The sequence below is a fragment of the Tunturibacter empetritectus genome (genome assembly GCF_040358985.1).
Taxonomy (GTDB): domain Bacteria; phylum Acidobacteriota; class Terriglobia; order Terriglobales; family Acidobacteriaceae; genus Edaphobacter; species Edaphobacter empetritectus.
The window spans coordinates 1,184,150-1,203,899 of the sequence record NZ_CP132932.1 but is presented as its reverse complement, the minus strand read 5'-3'; the positions used below and the strand labels follow the sequence as shown (position 1 = coordinate 1,203,899).

Annotated in this window: 18 protein-coding genes and 3 tRNA genes; 13 read left to right on the top strand and 8 right to left on the bottom strand. The window is 59.1% G+C overall.

Going from position 1 to position 19,750, the window contains the following annotated elements:
• Positions 1–87: 87 nt before the first annotated feature.
• Positions 88–2,520: an ABC transporter permease gene (locus RBB75_RS04855; RefSeq protein WP_353069744.1), complete on the bottom strand. Its 2,433-nt coding sequence runs from the start codon at positions 2,518–2,520 to the stop codon at positions 88–90.
• A gap of 145 nt (positions 2,521–2,665) precedes the next feature.
• Between RBB75_RS04855 and RBB75_RS04850 the strand changes: the two genes are divergently transcribed.
• Both RBB75_RS04850 and RBB75_RS04845 read left to right on the top strand, forming a co-directional pair.
• Entirely contained in the window at positions 2,666–3,763 is a 1,098-nt protein-coding gene (locus RBB75_RS04850) for a DUF6599 family protein (protein ID WP_179639571.1), read from the top strand.
• 469 nt (positions 3,764–4,232) lie between these two features.
• Positions 4,233–4,373 carry a hypothetical protein gene (locus RBB75_RS04845; RefSeq protein WP_179639570.1) on the top strand — a complete coding sequence of 47 codons (141 nt, stop codon included), beginning with the start codon at positions 4,233–4,235 and terminating at the stop codon, positions 4,371–4,373.
• 83 nt (positions 4,374–4,456) lie between these two features.
• Here RBB75_RS04845 and RBB75_RS04840 read toward each other — a convergent pair whose 3' ends face one another.
• The gene (locus RBB75_RS04840) at positions 4,457–4,948 is read right to left on the bottom strand and encodes a GNAT family N-acetyltransferase (RefSeq protein WP_179639569.1); all 492 of its coding nucleotides are present in this window, start codon (positions 4,946–4,948) and stop codon (positions 4,457–4,459) included.
• A 122-nt stretch (positions 4,949–5,070) separates the two neighbouring features.
• Between RBB75_RS04840 and RBB75_RS04835 the strand changes: the two genes are divergently transcribed.
• From RBB75_RS04835 to RBB75_RS04825, 3 genes are all read left to right on the top strand, one after another.
• Positions 5,071–5,964 carry a LysR substrate-binding domain-containing protein gene (locus RBB75_RS04835; RefSeq protein ID WP_179639568.1) on the top strand — a complete coding sequence of 298 codons (894 nt, stop codon included), beginning with the start codon at positions 5,071–5,073 and terminating at the stop codon, positions 5,962–5,964.
• 93 nt (positions 5,965–6,057) lie between these two features.
• Positions 6,058–6,133 (top strand) — tRNA-Thr (locus RBB75_RS04830).
• A gap of 325 nt (positions 6,134–6,458) precedes the next feature.
• On the top strand, positions 6,459–6,911 hold the full coding sequence (locus RBB75_RS04825) for a hypothetical protein (protein WP_179639567.1): 453 nt from the start codon (positions 6,459–6,461) through the stop codon (positions 6,909–6,911).
• Between the two features lie 54 nt (positions 6,912–6,965).
• Here the strand turns inward: RBB75_RS04825 and RBB75_RS04820 are convergent, their stop codons facing one another.
• On the bottom strand, positions 6,966–9,068 hold the full coding sequence (locus tag RBB75_RS04820; RefSeq protein ID WP_179639566.1) for a PP2C family protein-serine/threonine phosphatase: 2,103 nt from the start codon (positions 9,066–9,068) through the stop codon (positions 6,966–6,968).
• 162 nt (positions 9,069–9,230) lie between these two features.
• Between RBB75_RS04820 and RBB75_RS04815 the strand changes: the two genes are divergently transcribed.
• The 7 genes from RBB75_RS04815 (at position 9,231) to RBB75_RS04785 (ending at position 16,388) form a co-directional block, all read left to right on the top strand.
• Complete coding sequence (locus RBB75_RS04815) at positions 9,231–9,797, top strand: helix-turn-helix domain-containing protein (protein ID WP_179639565.1); 567 nt, start codon at positions 9,231–9,233, stop codon at positions 9,795–9,797.
• A gap of 1 nt (position 9,798) precedes the next feature.
• Positions 9,799–10,386, top strand: coding sequence for a hypothetical protein (locus tag RBB75_RS04810; RefSeq protein WP_179639564.1), 588 nt, complete (start codon positions 9,799–9,801; stop codon positions 10,384–10,386).
• A 147-nt stretch (positions 10,387–10,533) separates the two neighbouring features.
• The gene (locus RBB75_RS04805) at positions 10,534–11,952 is read left to right on the top strand and encodes a flotillin family protein (protein ID WP_353069743.1); all 1,419 of its coding nucleotides are present in this window, start codon (positions 10,534–10,536) and stop codon (positions 11,950–11,952) included.
• Positions 11,953–12,020: 68 nt separating this feature from the next.
• On the top strand, positions 12,021–12,689 hold the full coding sequence (locus RBB75_RS04800) for a PspA/IM30 family protein (protein WP_353069742.1): 669 nt from the start codon (positions 12,021–12,023) through the stop codon (positions 12,687–12,689).
• A 187-nt stretch (positions 12,690–12,876) separates the two neighbouring features.
• Entirely contained in the window at positions 12,877–13,785 is a 909-nt protein-coding gene (locus RBB75_RS04795; RefSeq protein ID WP_434557146.1) for a tetratricopeptide repeat protein, read from the top strand.
• Positions 13,786–13,913: 128 nt separating this feature from the next.
• Positions 13,914–15,080 (top strand): acyl-CoA dehydrogenase, encoded by a 1,167-nt coding sequence (locus tag RBB75_RS04790; protein ID WP_353069740.1) that lies wholly within the window; start codon positions 13,914–13,916, stop codon positions 15,078–15,080.
• Between the two features lie 69 nt (positions 15,081–15,149).
• A complete protein-coding gene (locus RBB75_RS04785) occupies positions 15,150–16,388 on the top strand; it encodes an MFS transporter (protein WP_179639559.1) in 1,239 nt (412 codons plus the stop codon).
• 43 nt (positions 16,389–16,431) lie between these two features.
• On the opposite strand, the gene RBB75_RS04780 is transcribed toward RBB75_RS04785, so the two are convergent.
• From RBB75_RS04780 to RBB75_RS04760, 5 genes are all read right to left on the bottom strand, one after another.
• A tRNA-Arg gene (locus RBB75_RS04780) sits at positions 16,432–16,508 on the bottom strand.
• 60 nt (positions 16,509–16,568) lie between these two features.
• Positions 16,569–17,168, bottom strand: coding sequence for a hypothetical protein (locus RBB75_RS04775; protein ID WP_179639558.1), 600 nt, complete (start codon positions 17,166–17,168; stop codon positions 16,569–16,571).
• A gap of 11 nt (positions 17,169–17,179) precedes the next feature.
• Entirely contained in the window at positions 17,180–18,217 is a 1,038-nt protein-coding gene (locus RBB75_RS04770) for a YheT family hydrolase (protein WP_353069739.1), read from the bottom strand.
• Entirely contained in the window at positions 18,217–19,008 is a 792-nt protein-coding gene (locus RBB75_RS04765) for a DUF72 domain-containing protein (RefSeq protein ID WP_353069738.1), read from the bottom strand. The genes RBB75_RS04770 and RBB75_RS04765 overlap by 1 nt, the downstream gene beginning before the upstream one ends.
• A 42-nt stretch (positions 19,009–19,050) precedes the next feature.
• Positions 19,051–19,125 (bottom strand) — tRNA-His (locus RBB75_RS04760).
• A gap of 65 nt (positions 19,126–19,190) precedes the next feature.
• Between RBB75_RS04760 and RBB75_RS04755 the strand changes: the two genes are divergently transcribed.
• Entirely contained in the window at positions 19,191–19,733 is a 543-nt protein-coding gene (locus RBB75_RS04755) for a DUF4112 domain-containing protein (RefSeq protein WP_353069737.1), read from the top strand.
• Positions 19,734–19,750: the final 17 nt, after the last annotated feature.

Genomic DNA, 19,750 nt, shown 5'->3' with positions numbered 1-19,750 from the left:
TAGAGAGTGCAAACGCAGATTCCCCATTCGGGAATGACAAACCAAAAGCTAGACAACTTCAACAACTGTGGTATTGCTTAGGGCTTGTTATTCGTCGCGCAGGGTCTTAGCAGGATCGATTCCGGCGATGCGCAGCGTTGGGACGGTGGTGGCGAGAAGTGTTATCGCGATGAGGGTGAAGACTACGGTGAGGAGGGTGGGCGCGTCGTAGACGTCAACTCCGTAGAGCACACTGTGCATGGCCCGCAAGGCTGCTGCGGAGAAGATTAAGCCCAGGAGGAGGCCTAATGCAGAGGCTCTTAGACCAGGTGCGCCGATGTGGACCATGGCCTGGCGGATGGTGGAACCGAGAGCGATGCGGATGCCGATCTCGCGGGTTCGCTGCACGACGATGTTGGAGACAAGGGCAAAGATTCCTACGGCGCTGAGCAGCAAAGCGAGAGCCGACATGGTGCTGAGGAGGGCGACTTCGACGCGCTGGGTTGCGAGGGTTTTTGCGAGCAGGTCGCGCATGCTGTAGAAGCCGGAGAAGGGGAGGTTGGGATCGGCGCTGGCGAGGGCCTGCTGCATCTGCGCGGTGAGGCCTTCGATTGGGTAGGCGGTGCGGACGATCCAACTGGGTTGAAACCAGACGTGGACCATCGCGAGTTGTCTGGCTTCGATCTGTGCGGCAGGAACGTACATCGTCTCTTCGCCGGTGAGGGGCGCGACGGGATCGACTCCCGGCGCCATGGATACACTCTCCACCACTCCGACGATCCTTGTGTCTTTATTAAGGTAGCGGCCAACCGGATTTGCGCCATGGAAGAACTTGCGTGCGAACTCCTGGTTGACGATGGCCACATGCTGCGACTCGGCACGGTCTGCTTCGGTGAAGGATCGTCCTGCCATGACTGGAATCTGCAAGGCGGCGAAGTAATCAGGGGTGACATAGACCTCGTCGGCCATAGCCTTTTGGCCGGCTTCCTTGCCATCGCTCAGGGTAATCCCTCCCATAATCAGCGAGCGTTCATAGGGCAGGCTGAGGCCGACGGCGGCATGTTGCACGCCGGGAATCTGGCGCATGGCGGAGGTGCTTTCCTGAAGCAACTTTTGGAAGGCGGCCGCGTCGTGATAGTGGACGTCGTCGAGCGATGCCTTGGCGGTCATGACTCCCGTGGGGTTGAATCCGGGGGGCAGGGTCTGGAGGTGGACGAGGGTGCGGATGAGAAGGCCGGAGGCGGCGAGCAAGACTACGGTGAGGGCGACCTCGGCCACGATGAGGGCTTGACGGAGGCCGATGCGGTCGCCGCCGGTGGCGGAGCGGCTGGCGATGGCGGAGCGCAGATCGAGCTTTCGCATGACAAGGGCGGGAAGCATGCCGAAGAGCACGCTGGTGAACAGGGAGAGGAGAAGGGTGAAGGCGAGGACGCGGCCATCGAGGGGAATGCGGGCGACGGGCAAGAAGTGTTCGGGGAGGAGCAGGAGGAGGCCGCGGAGGGCGACGAAGCCGACAGCGACGCCTACGGCTCCGCCGATGAAGGCGAGGAGGAGATTTTCCACCCAGAGCTGCCGTTGAATCTGCCAGCGCGAGGCTCCGAGGGCGAGACGGGTTGCGACTTCGGGGGTGCGGCGCAGCATGCGGACCAGGGATAGGCCGGCGAGGTTGGCACAGGCGATGAGCAGGATGAATCCGGCGGCGAGCATGAGCGCCAGGACCTGCGGACGCAGGGTTGCGGTCTGTCCCTGTTGCAATGGCACGGAGTAGTAGGTCACCTGTGCGCCGGGGTTGTCGGCCAGTTCGTAGCGGTTGGAGCGGAGGGACCAGGCGCGACTAATCTCGGCATCGGCCTGCTGCCAAGTTGCGCCGTCGCGGAGGCGGGTGATGGCCTCGAAGTTAGTTCCTCCGCCTTCGCCGTCGCGGGCGGGTTGAAGCGCGGTGTAGAGGTCGGCGTTGAGGGGAGTGGTTGCGCCTTCAGGGAGCACCCCGATGACGGTGTAGGGCTCGCCCTTGAGGAGGATGGGTTGGCCTAGGATGCTGGCATTGGTGCCGAAGGCGCTGTGCCAGAGGTTGTAACTGAGGATGACGGTCTTCGGGCCGTGGGGGAGATCTTCGACGTTGGAGAAGTTGCGTCCGGCAATGGGGTGGATGGCCAGCACGTCGAGGTAGTGCTGGGAGATTCGGCCAGCATGTAGATATTGAATGTGGGAGCCGGCCTGGAGATTGACACCGGCTGCCCTGGAGCTGGAGACGGCGGAGAGGAGGGAGGGGACGTTGTCGCGCAGCAACTCCCATTGCTCGCCGTTGACGTGGTGACGCTCGTCGGAGGGTTTGGCTCCGGTGACGCGGGTGTAGATGGTGCCCATGCGCTCCGGCTGGGAGTAGGGCAGGCTCTTCAACATGAGGGCGTTGACCAGGGAGAAGATTGCGGTGTTAGCGCCGATGGAGAGTGCCAAGGTAAGGATCACCGTGACGGTGAAGCCAGGGTTGCGACTCAACTGGCGTACTGCAAACTTGAGGTTTTGAACGAAGGCTTCCATCGACGATCTCCTAGTGCAGCGCGGCAGGGATTTCTCTACAGCAATATTCCATCAACATACGTTGATGCGCCGAGGAAGTTCCAGCAAACGAAGACGGGTGTGGCTCTAGGCTTACGTTCGCGTGCTGGTGTAGTCTGACCAACGTATGGGTTTTCTCTCTCGGATACGGGTGGCGGCTGTGCTGGGGCTGGTGGTGATGGGTGCGTCAGTGATTTCGTTGGAGGGGCAGACGCCGAAGGTGATGCTGGCGGAGCCTCCGACGCCGCTGCTGCCGGAGTCGCTGCGGGGAGGGTCTGATCATGACGCTGGGACGGGTGCTCCTTCGTGGAGTGGGGCCGATGCGCCGGTGCTGGTCGAGGATGGAATTCGCCGGTATGAGCGGGGTGGGCCACAGGGTCCGGGTGCAAAGGGCATGGTGACGGTGTATCAGTTTGACGATGCGACGGGTGCGGCAGCGGCGTGTGACTATCTGCGGAAGAGCGGTTCCACAGTGGTGCGGAGTGGGGTGTCCGTTGTGGTCGCGGCTTTGAAGGGCAGTCCGGCTTCGACGGAGGCGGTTCTGCGAACGGTGGAGGTGGGGCTGCCGAAGGTGGGGGGTCCGAAGGGGATGTCTCCGCTGCTGCCGACTTACTTGCCGGTGAAGGATTTGGAGAAGGGCTCGGAGCGGTATGCTGTGGGGCCGCTGGGCTATCAGGCAATGGGTGGGGTGCTTCCGGCGGAGATGATTGGTTTCGACAAGGCAGCCGAGGTGGTGACGGCGAAGTACGAGGGGAAGGGTGTGCTAACGATGCTGCTCTACCCGACGCCTCAGATTGCAGGCGAGCATGGGCGACAAATTGAGGCGGAGATGAACCGGGAGGGCAGTGCGGCCGGGACGGTGAAGCTGAGGCGGGAGGGGCCGCTGGTGCTGCTGACGACAGGGGTCTGGGGTGCGGCCGAGGCGCAGAGGCTGGTGGAGGGGATTCATCTGCGGAGTGAGGTGACCTGGAACAAGCCGGTGCCTCCTGAATTCCATGCGGAGATCAAGAAGACGGTGAGTTTGCTGACGAGCATCCTGGTGTTCTGCGGGGTGGGGGCTTTGGCGGCTGTGATTCTGGCGCTGTTTCTGGGTGGCGGACGGGCGGCGATCAGGGTACTTCAGGGTAAGCCAGCGGCGACTGAGCCGGAGTTTCTTCGTATCGATCTGAGCGGAAGTGCGGCTCGGATTCATACGGAGGGGTCCGGGGTTGAGCATGGGGGATGATCGACGGGCTCGCAGATCTGCACTGGGGATGGTGCAGGCGAGGAGCTAAGCGTCTGATAGGATAGCGGTTTAGATTTTGGCGGTGGCGCTAAAAACGAAACTTAGGCGAATATAGGGGCCCCTGTTGGCAGGTTAGTAACCCCCGTAACCATTGAGGAATAAGGACTTACAGTAGTCAAGTTTTGGCCTTGACACGTCATATCGCCAAACTTAGTATTTCGCCAGAAAGTTCTGATGGCTTTGCCTCCGTTGGAACTATTCTCCCTAAAGAAGAGGCCACCTCGTTGCCGGGTGGCCTCTTCGCTTTTCCGGAGGGAATTTTCGTGCGTTCTCTTCCGAGAGAGTTGGTTACCAAAGTGGGATGGCTGTGGTGAGGAATCAGCCGGGGTGATGGCGTTGCGTCACGGTCGAGAATGAGGCTGCCGATGAAGATCGCAAGGGAACAAAAGGCTCTCTGCCGAGGCGCACTATGTCTCAGGGTCTACATCCGGTGCTGCAAGTAGTGATCGCTCTGGCGGCGCTCGCGATACTGGTGTGGCCTGCCGACGGAGCGAATTGGGTGGACTCGGATGGTGGAGAGTTTGACGGTGCTGGTCGCCGCGACCTGTGAGTGTGTGATCTCTGCGCTGTGAGTGTGGAATTGGGCTTGTCTGCTCTGATGGACGATGACGCGCGTGGATCTTTGGTCTTCGGTCAGCGAGTGGGGAACGATAGCTCCATCGAGACGTCTGCGCGGGCGTAGGGGGATGGCACTACGCGGTCTGGCGGGAGGCGTCTGAAACCGACCGCTTCGTAGAGGTGAATGGCTGGGGTTAGCTTGTGGTTGGTTTCGAGATAGAGCCGGGTTGCGCCTGAGGTCCTCGCTTCGTCCACGACGGTTTGGAGGAGGCGACGTCCGATTCCGGTTCCCTGGCAAGCTTGGGTAACGGCCATCTTGGCTACTTCGAACTCTCCGGGTTTCATCGCGACAAGAGCACAGCAGCCGACGGTCTCGCCGTTTTGAATGGCGAAGAAGATGCGGCCGCCATGATCGAGGATGGTTGCCTGTGGGTTGGAGAGGGAGTAAAGGTCCTTGGGTTCGAGGACGAACTCGCGGGTGATCCACTCTTCGTTGAGGCGGCGGAAGGCGATCTTGTCTTCCGGTTCGAACTCCCGGATCTTGAACTCCAGGGCTGTGTTGTTCATGAGACCTCCACTGAATCTTTTGTTCCGGAAAGGGTCACTGGCGGTGTGTCCTGCACTCAACGCTACGAGGAGTGGCGCGGGATGTCCAATAGCTGAAAGGTCGCGATCTATATGATTGAGATATGAATGAGCGCATCGAGCTGCGGCATCTGCGGTACTTCCTGGCGGTTGCGGAGACGCTTCACTTCAGCAAGGCGGCGAGACGTCTGGGGATGGCGCAGCCTCCGTTGAGCCAGCAGATCAAACGGCTGGAACAGATGCTTGGTCATGCGTTGTTTGAGCGGACGACACGCGGAGTGAAGCTGACGGCTGCCGGTCAGCTGCTTGCGAGACGTGCGAGGAGCACGATGGAGAAGGTGGACGAGGACCTTGCCCAGGTTAGGCGTTTGGGTCGCGGTGAGGAGGGAACGCTGACGGTGGGTTTCAGCGGCTCGGTGATGTTTACGGAGCTGCCGGCTGCTATTCAAAGTTTTCGGCGCCATTATCCGAAGGTGGAGTTGCGTCTTCGGGAGTTGGTGACGTCGGCGCAGATTGCCGCGTTGTTGAATGGGCAGATCGACCTGGCGTTTCTGCGGGATGGAGATCCGACCGAGGGGATTCGCATCACTACTTTGTTGAAGGAGAGGTATGTGGCGGTGTTGCCGGAGGCGCACCCGCTGGCCCAACGGAAGACGCTGGGCGTGAAGGCGTTGGAGGGCGAACCGTTCATCATGTTTGCGCGGCGGATGGGTCCGCTGGCCTATGACCGGACGATTGCGTGCTGCGAACGGAGCGGGTTTCGTCCGAACATCGTTCAAGATGCGCCGCAGTGGTTGACGCTAGTGCGCTTGGTGGCGGCGGGACTTGGGGTGACGCTGGCACCGGCTTGCGTGGCGAGGGTTGCGATGCCGGGGGCGGTGTATCGAGCGGTGACGGCTGCTTGCCGGACGACGATTGATCTTGGAGTAAAGACGGGTGCGGAGAGCGTTCTTGCGAGGAACTTCATCGAGATTGCGAATCAGCATCTGGTGGGTTGATCTCTGACGTTGGCAGCTTTTTGGTTACGGCTCATCGCCGGGCGAACTGAAGAGTTGGCGAATGGCCACGAAGCCGATAGAATAGAGAAACAGGCCGATGTAGCTCAGTTGGTAGAGCAACTGATTCGTAATCAGTAGGTCAGCGGTTCAACTCCGCTCATCGGCTCCACAATCCCTTTAAAGATGAATTATTTGGTAGGCTCTGCTCCTGCAGTTGGGGAGACGGTGCGATTTGAGGGCGTGCCTCCTCTTGGAGGAGCTTTGCCTTGGGTGCGGCCCGTGGCCAATCGCAAAAAGTGCCGAGGCGACCAAAAAATGCGAGGGCGCTTGAATCAATGCTATAAACACTGCACCTAGCTTTCTCCTTGGCAAGGGTCTGTGTTTTTTCAAGGTCACATGGGACTCGCCGGATTGAGTTGGCAGTAATTCTTCGGGTTGTGGGGCCCCGTATTTCAATTCAATGGAATGATAGTGAAATCAACAAGGAGAGAGCTATGTCAAACATGACGAAGTGGACCACTCAGCATTTGGTTGAGAAGGGGAACAAGCATGGGCTGAGCGGGGTTCATCCGGATTGGGGGATGCACCCGTCGTGGATCGCGGGAATCGAGGGTTTGGACGCTTATAACCGCTGGGTGTCCGAGGTGCTGATGCCGATCGTGTTCCAGTGGATCGACGAGAACTATGACGAGGTCTATGCGAGCGTACCGCCTGATTTGGAGGACGATGTGGGTGTTGTCATCGCATCTGCCTTCGAGATCGTGAAGGGCATGCAGAATTACACGGATGGAGAGAATAAAGCTCAAGAATTCGCTACAGCGCATGGGCACGGGCAGGTCGATCTCACGACAATCAACCCGGTATGGACCGATATCATCTCAAAGGTAAGAAACGACACGACGGCGGAATTTCAAAAGTACAAGGGTGTTCTCAAAGACACGATTTGATTGATCTTAGGTAGATCTGCGGTTGATCTGCGGTGAGGCCGCTCACAGGCATTTTTACAGGTTCCGATTGGCCGGCGCGATGTCGGTCGATTCTTCGCCCATGGGGACGCGGACCAGGGTGACGACGGTGATGTCGTCGTCCTGACCAAAGTGCACGGCGGCTTCGGCGGCGCGGGCGGCGTTGGGGAGTGCCGCGAAGAGTTCGCGCGTCCGGTCGAAGCCGTAGAGTTCGCCGGACTTGTTGCGGGCTTCTAGGAGTCCGTCGGTATAGAGGGCGAGGTGATCGTTGACCTGCAAAGGCAGGCGGCTATCCGGATAGGCGACGGTGGGAAACAGGCCGAGCGGGAACGACCCGGGGATGACTACCTCTCGATCGTTGAGGTAGGGAGGGGGGTGTCCGGCGCTGGCGAGGACGCAGTTGCCGTGGGGATCGAGACGCAGGGCCACGCACGTGGCAAAACCGCCATGCAGGCGGCCGGTCAGTCTCCGGTTCAACTCGGTCAATAGTTGAGCGGGGCTGTGAGTGTTTTCCACCAGGACGCGCACCAGTCCGACGATGAGTGAGACCGCGATGGCAGCCTTGAGGCCTTTTCCGCTGACATCGCCGAGGATGACAAGGGTGAAGTCGCCATCGAGGGGGATGATCTGGAAGAAGTCTCCGCCGACCTCAAGTGCGGGGCGATAGGCACTGGTGACGGCGAAGCCAGGGATCGAAGGGAAGGTTTCGGGGATGAGCACGTGCTGGAGTTCGCGGGCACTGCTCATCTCGTGCTCGAGAAGGCTGCGGCGGCGGCGGTCCTCCATGGAGGTGCGATAGACGGAGTAGAGCAGAGCGACGAGCAGGAAGATTCCGGCGAGCGTGGGCAGGGATACGGCGTTGCCGTAGAGGTGAAAGAGGGGGGCGCGTAGTTTGTCGGCGAGGGTCCAGTGGGTGAAGCGCTGTCCCTGGGGAGCTAGCCTCTGGACGACCTGAATCATGCCCCAGAGAAATGCTGCGATGACTAGTAAGCGACGGGCCAGATCCAGATGGCGGTGCTGTTTGATGGCGAGGGCGACGAGTGCAAGGGGAACTGCCGCGGTGATGAAGTAGATCCCTGTGAGCACCGCGTCCGCGATCTGAATGAGCCAGAACCAACTCACGCTCGCATCCAGGAGCGACAGAAGGCCATCGGAGATACTGGCTGCCAGGCTGATGATGGCAAAGCGACGGATGAGTTTTGTTAATGATGGGTTGTCGTCGAGGTGCAGAAGCCAGAGCAGCAGAAACCAGAGAGAGATGTCGCGAATCGAGGAGACGGGCGGTCCGAGCGCGTTTGATAAGCCTACGGGCCACGCGATACGCATTCCGTAGAGGACCAGCCGGAGGAGCGGGCTCAGGGCGAATCCGGTCATCCACAGGAGGGCTTTCTGCTGTCGATCTCGAAGCCAGGCGAAGAGGGCGAGGAGCCCGGCGATTCCGTAGAGGAGGTATTGGCTGAACGAAAATTGATTGGCGCGGAGCCACTGATAGTCGAGCGTGGTTTTATACGCGGCTACGGATTCGGGATAGCCGATGACGGGGGATCCCTCGAAGCCGCCGGATTGTCCTGAGTCCTCGGAGGTAAGAGGAGCCTTCCAGACGCGGATGGCGAGTGTGCCGTTTTCGTGCTCCGACCCAGACTCAGGGGTTGCCGGGTGGAGCGGGTAGGTAGCTGGTGCGTTTGAGGATCGATACCAGATGGGGTAGGGAGGGAACTTTCCGCTGCGGCCGATGGAACTGCCGTTCCAGAAGATCTCGTACACGTCGTCGAGGTGGGGCACGAGGAGGGCGAAGCTGGGTTGATCTCTTGGGGACGGGTTGAGCGACAGGTGCAGGCGGTACCATGCATAGCCGGTGTAACTCGTGTAGCCCTGCTCGCCCCAGGGTTTCTCTGCGGTGAGTTGTTCCCATTGGGAGTCATCGAAGGAGGGCGAGGCCCAGGTGGGATCGTCGCCCAGGTGGAAGCGCCAGGGGCCATCAAGTCGTGCGACGGCTCTGCCTAAGCCTTCAATCGCGAGAGTGGATGCGGGGGGCTGGCCGAGCGCGGGTGCCGGTGGAGATGCGACGAGGAAGGAGACGCTAAGCAGGTGTGCGGGCAGGCAGCACGAATGCGATAGACGCCAGGCAGGCCGAAGCATGTGGCCAGCATACGCCGGGTTTCCATGTGTGAGGAATCGAACGTACTCTGCAGATTCTTGCGATGTCTTTGGGGCGGAGCTTTTCTGGTTTGAATTGGAGTGAAAAATCGGTCTTGATTTTTATTGCATATTGCGATATAAATATTGCGATTTGTAATTGTCATGAGACTCAGCGACAAAATCCGTTATCTGCGTGAGGTTGAGGGCAGCCTTCGTGGTCTTAATCGCGCTATGACGCAACAGGAGCTGGTTCGGGCGATTCAACAAGAGAATGGTGCGGGTAAGAAGGCAGGCAACAGGGCAAACAAGGGAACTATCAGCCAGTCGTATCTGTCTCAGATTGAGAGTGGCGCGCGCCCGCACCTGACGAACACGACGCGGCTGCTGCTGGCGAAGTTCTTCAAAGTTCATCCCGGCTATCTCGTCGATGATCCAGAGGGTTATCACTCCGAGTTGATCTCCGACCTGCGAACGGCGGAAGACAAGCTCGACCTGTGGCTGGTCGGAGGCGTCGAACGCTTCCGTCGTGACCCGGCACTCTGCCAGGCTCTGCTGGCGCTGGCGAACCATAGCGATTCACGGCGCTGCTTTCTTCTGATCGAGAGCATTCTTGAGACGCCTGCTCTGCTGGATCGTCTGTTTCAGGTTCTTCGTCCTGAAGGCTCTTCGATGATGGCTCCACTAACTCAACCGGCTCCAAAGAAAGCCGCGAAACGGAGCACCAAATAATATGGACTCCTTCTATCTCATCTGTTTCTGTGTCGGCTTGGTGCTTAGCCTGATCTCGGTCGTTGGGGGTTTCGGCCATCTGCATATCGGCCGATTCCATATTGGCAATGTGGCTCACGGTCATGCCGCGCATGGGGCACATCGGGGATCAGGCTTGTCTGCGGTGAACGGCTTCACCATCACGGTGTTTCTGTGCTGGTTTGGCGGCGCCGGGTATCTGCTGCACCACTCGAGCATCTTCGGCGGCGTGCTGATTTTGCTGACTGCATTGATAAGCGGTGTCGCCGGGGCCGCGCTCATCTGGGCTGTTCTCTTCAAGCTGCTTCTTCCTCATGAGCGGATTCTGACTCCGGAAGAGACGGAGATGGCGGGCGTACTTGCCCAGGTGAGCGACTCCATTCGTGACGGGGATGGGATTGGCGAGATTATCTTTTCGCAGGCCGGGGCTCGTCGTGCGGCTGCTGCCCGGAGCGAAGACGGCAGCGCCATCGCGCGAGGAACGGAGGTTGTTGTTATTCGTTATGACCGCGGCGTTGCCTACGTCCGTCGATGGGACGAACTCGCGAATGGAATGCACGATGCGTTGTAGATCATGATTGTAATTTTTGTTGATCGTCGTTCCTGATCCGGGCGGCCTCACTTGCCGAGGCACATCACCCGCTCAACCCTCTCTTGAGGCAAGCACATTACACGCTCTCTCGTCCGTCTGGACAAAGGACTGGGACAAAGGAACGATATGCCGAACTCGGTCGTTATTATTGTTGGTCTGGTAGTTCTCGCCACTCTCGCATTGGCCCTTCTAATGGCTAAGATGTTTCGCAAGGCTGGTCCTAACGAAGCGATTATTGTCTATGGATTCCGCGGGCCGCGCGTCATCAAGGGCGGCGGCGCGGTGATCTTTCCGGTCGTGGAAAACTCTCGTCAACTTTCGCTGGAGCTGATGAGCTTTGACGTTGCGCCGCAGCAGGATCTCTACACCAAGCAGGGTGTCGCGGTGACTGTGGAGGCTGTTGCGCAGATCAAAGTTCGTTCGGACAAAGAGTCGATCCTCACTGCAGCGGAACAGTTTCTGACGAAGTCTCCTGACCAGCGCGAGGGTCTCATTCGACTGGTGATGGAGGGTCATCTGCGCGGCATTATTGGTCAGCTTACCGTTGAGCAGATTGTGAAAGAGCCGGAGATGGTGGCTGAACGGATGCGCTCTACTTGTATGGATGACATGAGCAAGATGGGGCTTGAGGTGATCTCTTTCACGATTCGCGAGGTGCGCGATAAGAACGAGTACATCACCAACATGGGCCGTCCAGATGTGGCTCGCATACGACGCGATGCCGAGATTGCTACGGCAGAGGCTGAGCGCGATACGGCGATTCGCCGCGCCATTGCACTACGCGAGGCAGCAGTCGCCAAGTCCTCGGCGGATCAGGATCGCGTGATCGCAGAGACAGCGTCGCTTGCAAAACAGGCGGAGGCTCAACGTGACCTTGATATCCAGAAGGCGCAGTTCATGGAGCAGAGCCGTCGCCAGGAGGCTCAGGCGGATAAGGCGTACGAACTCCAGACCAACGTCATGCAGCAGAAGGTCGTTGCCGAGCAGGTTCGCGTTCAGCAGGTTGAGAAGCAGGAGCAGGTGAAGGTGCAGGAGGCTGAGATTCTGCGTCATGAAAAGGAGCTGATTGCGACGGTGCTCAAGGGCTCTGAGATTGAGCGTCAGCGCATCGAGAATATCGCTCAGGCCGATAAGGCTCGCGTCATGATGGAGGCCGAGGGTCGTGCCGCAGCCACGAAGCTGCAGGGCGAGGCGGAGGCCAACATCATCTTTCAGAAGGGCGAGGCGGAGGCGAAAGCGATGAACGTAAAGGCCGAAGCTTACCAGGAGTGGACGCAGGCCGCCGTCGTCGACAAGCTCATCACCAACATGGCCGATGTGGTTCGCGCAATGGCGGAGCCTCTGAGCAAGGTCGACAAGATCACCATTGTTTCGACCGGGAACGATGGGGCGACCGGAGCCAGCAAGATTACGGGCGAGATGACGAAGATCGCGGCTCAGGTTCCTGCGCTCTTCGAGGCGCTCTCCGGGATGAACCTTCACGATCTGATGTCCAACGTTAAAGCGATGAAGCCTCGCGATGACGGCAACGGTCCACAAGCCTGATCTATCAAACCAGCGCGGAGAAAACTCTCTCCGCGCTGGACGCACTACCGCAGTAAAGGAGAACTCCCATGGCACTGCTTGAGCGTGTAGGAACACTTCTACGAGCCAACATCAACGACCTTATCGAGAGGGCGGAAGATCCTGAGAAGCTGGCGAAGCAACTCGTGCTGGATATGGAAAACCAGCTGCTCCAGGTCAAGACGCAGGTCGCTATCGCGATTGCCGACCAGCACCTTCTCGAGAAGAAGCTCAAGGAGTACGAGGTTGCTATGACCCAGTGGAATCGGAAGGCAGAGCTCGCGGTGCAGAAGCAGCAGGACGATCTAGCCCGCGCTGCGTTGGAGCGCAGCCTGAGCAACCAACAGCTGACAGCAAACTTTGCGCAGCAGCTTGAAGATCAGAAGGCTGAGACGGAGACTCTTCGCAACGCCTTCAATCGTCTGCAGCAGAAGCTGTCCGAGACGCGCTCGGCTTGCGAGTTATTGATCGCTCAGCAACGCCGCGCCCGCACGGTAGGCAAGGCGAACGCTGCCCGCACGATCGCTGCCTCGCACCAGAGATCGACCGCCATGAACCGGCTGCGCTCGAGCATTCAGCGTGAGGAGGCAGACAACTTTGCCAGCCATGTGGTTCTTGAATCTCAATCTCTTGAAGACCGACTCAACACTTTGGAAAGAGAGGATCAGATCGAGCGGCTGCTTGAAGATCTGAAGAGCAGACAGCCACGCCTGAGTTGAAGTGGGCCTGCGATCTGCCGAGTGTGAATGTGGGTTGAAGATCGGGGAACCCATTTGGGTACGAGTTATCCACCACTATTCGAGGGGGTTAGAAGGTTTTGGTCTTGATTGGCGCGGGTTTCGAAGGCATACTCCAGAGAGAGTTCGCAGGATGAACTTGTAAGACGGTGCCAACTGAGACACCACTGTGACCCGATATAGCCGTCAAGACGTAATCCGGATCCTTCACTTGCAGGCACGCCAGCTAACGGCGTGGGAGCGAGCAGGACTGATCTCTCCCAAGGATGACTATTCTTTTGATGCGCTGGGTCAGTTGCGCAGGCTGCGCGATCTGCAGGCGACGACAAAGATCTCTGCAAAAAATATACGAGCGTCGGTGGAGGCCATGCAGCGGCTAGGCGGAGTAGGGAATCCGCTGCTGGAGGCGAGCTTTGTGCGGCGCGGATCACGGTTGAGCTTTCGGCATGGCGGTGCGCTGATGGATCCGCTGACGCAGCAGCTGGCCTTTGACTTTGAAACTGCGCCGGCGCGTCAGCTTCGTGTCGTGGGTAGTGGGGATGCCGGTTTGCGACAGGCGGCAGAGATCCAAGAGATGTTTTTGCGTGCGGTGCAGTTGGAGGAAAATCCGGCTACGATCCAGCAGGCTGCCGAGATCTATGCTGCGATTCTGGCGATGCGCCCGCAGCATGCGCCGGCGTTGATCAATCTTGGGACGATCCACTACAACCTGCGGCGGTTTGAGGATGCGGAAGGGCTCTATCGACAGGCGACGGTGGCCGACCCGGAGTATGCGCTTGCGTTCTTCGATCTGGGCAATGTGCTGGACGAGATGCAGCGTCTGGCTGAGGCGACGACCGCTTATCAGAAGGCTGTTGCTCTGGTTCCGCAGTATGCCGATGCACACTACAACCTTGCGCTAGCGTATGAGCGGCAGGGGCAGCGTCGAAGGGCGTTGCGACACTGGCTGGCTTATGTGCGGCTCGATCCAGTGGGACCGTGGGCCAATCATGCCAGAGAGCAGGCTCGGAAGATTTTGAATACCGAGAAGCTCTCGATCGTCACCCGGCGTGGGCGGTTGGTTAAGGTCGCGGGCTAGCGATTTGCTCTCTTCTTGATGAGCGATTAGACAGATGCCTTTGCTCAATTAGTTGAGTGAATGACTATTCAGTGGTGTGCTCAAGATGCTAGACTCGCCTTTTCCTGAATACGGGCAGAGGTGAGTGGATGTCGCAGCAGGTTGGACCGATGGCGTTGACGCAGCTAGGGGATGACGAGCAGCTTTTTCGTAATACGATACGGCGCTTTGCGGTAGAACAAATCGGTCCGCTGGTGCGCGGCATGGATGAGTCGCAGCAGATGGATGCCGGACTTATCCGGAAACTCTTCGAACTTGGGTTGATGGGGATCGAGATTCCCGAAGAGTACGGTGGGGCAGGGGGCACGTTTTTCAATGCGATTCTCGCGGTCGAAGAGATCTCTGCGGTCGATCCGTCGGTCGGGGTGATGGTCGATGTGCAGAACACGCTGTGCATCAATGCGCTGGTGCGATGGGCGAATGAAGAGCAGAAGAAAAAATACCTGACGCGTCTTGCAACAGACACCATTGGATCGTATGCGCTCAGTGAAGCTTCGTCGGGGTCTGACGCCTTTGCGTTGCAGACGCGCGCGGTGAAGCGCGGGGACGATTATGTTCTCAACGGACAGAAGCTGTGGATCACGAATGCAAAAGAGGCAGGACTGTTTATTGTCTTTGCGACGATCGATCCGGCAGCCGGTTACAAGGGGATTACGGCGTTTCTGGTTGAGAAGGGTGCAGCCGGATTTACGCTTGGGAAGAAGGAAGACAAGCTTGGTATTCGCGCGTCGAGTACTTGCGAACTGATCTTCAACGACTGCGTTGTGCCTGCGGCGCAGGTGCTGGGCGAGCCGGGCAAGGGATACAAGATCGCTATCGAGACGCTGAACGAAGGCCGTATCGGGATTGGCTCGCAGATGCTCGGACTGGCCGAAGGTGCATGGGGCTATGCGGCGAAGTGGGCGAAGGAGCGCAAACAGTTCGGTAAAACCCTGGTGGAGTTTCAGGCGATGCAGTTTCAACTGGCCGAGATGGCGACTGAGATCGAAGCGGCGAAGCTGATGGTCTATAACGCGGCTCGGCTGAAGGATGCGGGACTGGATTTTCTGAAGGAGGCGGCGATGTGTAAGTACTTCACGTCGCAGGTGGCGGAGCGCGTTGCCAGTCTAGCGGTCGAGGTCTATGGGGGATCGGGCTTTGTGAAGGACTACCCTGTCGAGAAGCTGTATCGCGACGCCAAGATCGGCAAGATCTATGAAGGCACGTCGTTTATGCAGCTAGCGACCATTGCTAAGTTGACATTGGGCAAGGCTTAGCGTTTCCGCGCAGACTTCGCCTCTGGTCGAGCAGGCTCTAATGCTTTACACTTGAATTAGAGCATTGGTATGACCACTTCATTACGATCCGAACAACGTGCTCCGCTGCCTTTTCTGGGGCTGGCTTGCGCAGTTGGTGTTTCGACGATCTACTACAACCAGCCGCTTCTGCTGGAGATGGGCCGTTCGTATGGCGTTACGGCTGGCCATGTGGGCTTTGTGGCGGTGGCGACCCAGGTGGGTTACGCGTGTGGTTTGCTAGCCTTCGTTCCGCTGGGCGATGTGCTGGAACGCCGCGCCCTGATGATGAAGATGTATGGTGCGGAGGCGGTTGCGCTTCTGCTGGTCGCGCTTGCCCCCGGACTGACCTGGCTTATCGTTGCGAGTGTGTTGCTTGGACTCTTTGCGTCGGTCACCCATGTTGCGCTTCCGATTGCGCCCGATCTGGTTTCGCATGAAAAGCGCGGTCGGGCTATCGGTACGGTGATGACTGGACTGCTGCTGGGTATTCTGCTGGCCCGCACTTTTGCGGGGTGGGTGAGCGGTATTCATGGCTGGCGCTGGGTCTTTGTGGTGGCGGCGGTGGTGAATGCGGCCTTTGTTCCGCTGATGGGGCGGGTGATGCCCAAGCTGCCCCCGAAGCAGCAGTTGCGCTACTCCGATGCGATGAAGTCGCTCTGGACGCTCTTTCGCACGCAGCCTCTGTTGAGAGAGTCCTCCGTTGTCGGGGCACTAGTCTTTGCGTCATTCAGCTGTTTTTGGACGACGCTGGCTTTTGTGCTGCATAGTCACTACGGGCTGGGCGCCGGGGTCGCGGGTACCTTCGGGGTGGTTGGCGCGGCGGGAGCGTTGGTCGCACCACTTGCAGGGAGGCTGTCCGATAGGCATGGGTCGCGATGGGTGATCTCGCTTGGGATGGGCCTGCTCACGTTTTCCTACGTTTTATTGTGGGTGGAAGAAGTAGCCGGGCTGCCGATCACGATCCATATCATCGCGCTGGCGGTCGGAGTGCTGGTGCTCGACGTAGGAGCGCAGATGACGCAGGTCGCCAATCAGACACGGATCTTCGGGCTGATGCCCTCTGCGCGCAGCCGGATCAATACGGTTTATATGACGGTGTACTTTAGCGGGGCGGCAGTGGGATCGGCTCTGGCGACTATCGCATGGGAGCACTGGAGGTGGAACGGAGTCTGTTGCCTGGCTATCGGCTTTATCGCGTTGGCGGGGCTGCGACATGCGACCGGAGGCCGCGATGCTGGAGCAGATTACCACCAGGTCAAAGAAGAAGATCTCTTGCTCGAGGCTTAAGTAAGCTCGGGAAGCTTAGAGGGGCGCAGACGCTTGGTACGGGTGGTGGGCGAGGCGGGGATCGAACCCACAACCCCGAGCTTAGAAGGCTCGTGCTCTATCCAATTGAGCTACTCGCCCGTATGCGTCTGTATTGATTGTATCGGGGAAGGCGACCCAGAGGGTTTGGAAAATTGGGGGCTAGCCCAAGGCAAGATCCTTGCTGCGCAACAGTGCGACGACAGCGTCCAAGGCCGAGGCCCAGTTCTGTTCTGCTGCCTGGGGGTCGTGACCGATGGCCTTCACGTACAGGCTGATGGCAAAACCCTCCTGCGGGCCGGTGAGATCGACGAGCGCAGGTCGGATGACGCAGTCGAGCATGGCATAGGGCTGATCGAGCGGAGCGGAGTGACGGGTCAAGCGATGCACCCTTTGCTCCATCTGGTGGTAGGAGGCGAAGAGAGATCGCTCGCGCCAGAGGATGTCGATGTAGCTGCCGAAGCCTGCCGGGGCGTCGTCGGAGGTTGCGTCGAGGTTTGCGCGGAGAGCGTCAAGCTCCTCTGCTTCGAGCGGCCATACATCGCACTTCGCGGTGAATACAGCGGATCGTGGGGCATTGAGCGCGCGCAGGGCATGCATCAGCGGGGGATGCTGCTCGACTTCGGGGAGATGGTCGAGGTCGTAAGGGTTCTCGCGGAGATCGATGAATCGGCGATTGCCGGAGGGATCGGATGGGTCAGACCAGGGAACCACGAGTACAGGATCGTCTGAAGAACATTCGGCGGACCAGTCAGAGAGCATTACGAACTATCTTATGCGTTGGCGAGCAGGAAGCGCAGCAGGGTGTGCTCGGCCCAGTAGCCATCGTAGCCACTGTCGGCATCGGGCCGCGCGAGGAAGGCGCAGTGACCTCCGTGATGGGTCGTGATCAGCTGGATACTCGGATTGGCCTCGAGTGTTTTGCAACTCTCATCGCTGATGCGGACAAAGGGATCGTCCAATGCATGAAGGATGAGTGTCGGCACGGCGATCTGGTCGATGACGCGGGCGGCAGCGGCGCGGTAGTAGTAGTCGTCCGCTCCAGTGAAACCTGAATAGAAGGCGGTGATACGGTCGTCCAACTCGCGCAGAGAACGGATCCCAGTGGCGAGAGTGGGATCGTAGACGTGAGGAAACAGCGCGACCTTGCGGCGATAACGGCTGAGAAGAGCGCGCAAGAACTTCAGCTCGTAGACCCGATTGTACGGGCGATGCAGAGCGTCAGCCGATGGGCCAAGATCGAGCGCGGGCGATACGCCGATGACGGAGTGCAGCTCTGGCGGAGCAGCAGAGCCAAGCTCGCCGGCAAGCTTGAGGACGAGATTTCCGCCCATCGAGTAACCGATCAAGGATACTGACCGCAGGCGGTGTTGTGCGACGAAGAAGTCCATCACGGCGAGTACGTCGTTGGAGAGACCGGAGTGATAGAGCGTCTGCGTAAGCGCTTCGGTGCCTCCGCAGTTACGCATGTTCATGCGGATGATGTTGCATCCGGCTCGCCAGAGCTTGTTCGAGTTGCCGATGACGTACTGTGAGTTCGAGGAGCCTTCCAGCCCGTGGACGAGAATGGCTGTTGGACGCGAGGAGCGGACGTTCTCGGGCTGCCAATGACAGTGGCAGAGAACCTGACTTGCGATCTGGTTGGGTGTCGCCGGCGAAACCTCGACGAGCGTTGCCTCGGGCGCGGGCAGACTGTTGAGTCGCGGCAGGTAGTTGCCCATGATCGTCTGCAGATGTCCGTTGATTATGAAACGTCGAGGCTGAAACTCTACGGCGTGGCTCTCGATGCTCTCGATCTCCGCTGTCGGCATTACTGCTTCTCCGACAGTGCCTGAAGGCGGGCAAGAAATTGCGTAGCGTTGAGTGCTCCGGTTGGCTCGTCCTCGTGTTTGAAGTAGACGTAGACGTCGCGCTGCTGGGCGAGAGCTGCGAAACGTTGAGCAAAGGCATCCAACTCGATTGGCGAGTAGCCGCTGCTTCGCCGCAGCCGGTAACAGGTGTAGTCCTTCGCGGTGTGCACCTCCGGCGTGAGCAGGTCGTCGCTCTCGGCGATGCAGACTGCTGCGTTGTGCTCGCGTAAGACTGCATAGATCTTCTCGTCGAACCAGGACTCATGGCGGAATTCAAAGGCGATTAGCGGTGCGCTGCTTCCGTGGAGGGCAGAGAGAAAGAGGAAGGTGCTGAGAAGTTCGGCGTCAGCCTTGAAGTTCGGAGGAAGCTGGAAGAGCAGAAGGCCAAGTTTGCCGGACTGACGAACTGGTTCAAGGGCTGCCACAAACTGAGTTACCAGTTCTTCGCAACTGCGCAGCCGCTTGAGGTGGGTGATGCGTTGTGGGGCCTTGAAGCTGAAGCGAAACTCTGACGGCGTCGCGGCAAGCCAACTCTCGAGTATCTTCGCCGTCGGCAGGGCACGGAAGGTGTAGTTGACCTCCACCGAGGTAAGTTGCGAGGCGTAAAACTCCAGAAACTTTTTGGCGGGTGTGCCAGCAGGATAGAACTCCGGCTTCCAGGTGGGATAGGCCCAACCCGAGGTCCCGGCATAGAGGCGCGCCAGTAATTTAGGAGCGGCTACCGGGGCGGGCGTAGAGGGAGCTTTTGGCACGCGGGGCAAAGGTTGATCCGCAGGTTAAAGATTTGAGAAGTTTGGGGCGGCTAGTGGGTTTCGAACCCACGACATCCGCTGCCACAGAGCGGCGTTCTGCCACTGAACTATAGCCGCCGTATACTGGAATTATAGCACTGGCCGCCTGCGAGACAATCTCCCAGTCGGACGGGGAGGGTCCGATGCCGTTTACCGCAAAGCCGGAGGTCCTGTCTCCTCGCCTGAAACGTGGCGGAAAAGCTTTTGATGACGAGAATCTGGACCTGCTTTCGCATGTTCTAGACGATTTCATCAGGATTCCCGGCACCTCGATCCGCTTCGGACTTGACGGGATTGTGGGCTTCATTCCAGGCGTCGGCGACCTGATCGGCGGAATTGCCTCTTGCATCATCATCGTCGCGGCGTGGGTGCGTGGCGTCTCGTATGCTACTGTGGCGCGCATGGTGGCCAATGTGGCGATTGAGGTCGTGGTTGGGTCTGTTCCGGTTCTCGGCGATATGTTCGACATCGCCTGGCGCGCCAACCGGCGGAACTACGCTCTCCTTGTCGGCAGCGTGGATGAGCCGCGCAAACATACGCTGCAGAGCTGGCTGTTTCTTGGGGTCCTCTGTCTTGTGTTGGCCGGGCTGGTCATTTTGCCGCTCCTTCTGTTCACGTGGGTCTTTGACGGCCTCTTCCACGCGCTCTTCGGGACTAGCAGCCACGGCTTGTTTCGAACACTCTGATCGCGGTGGCCAGCTTG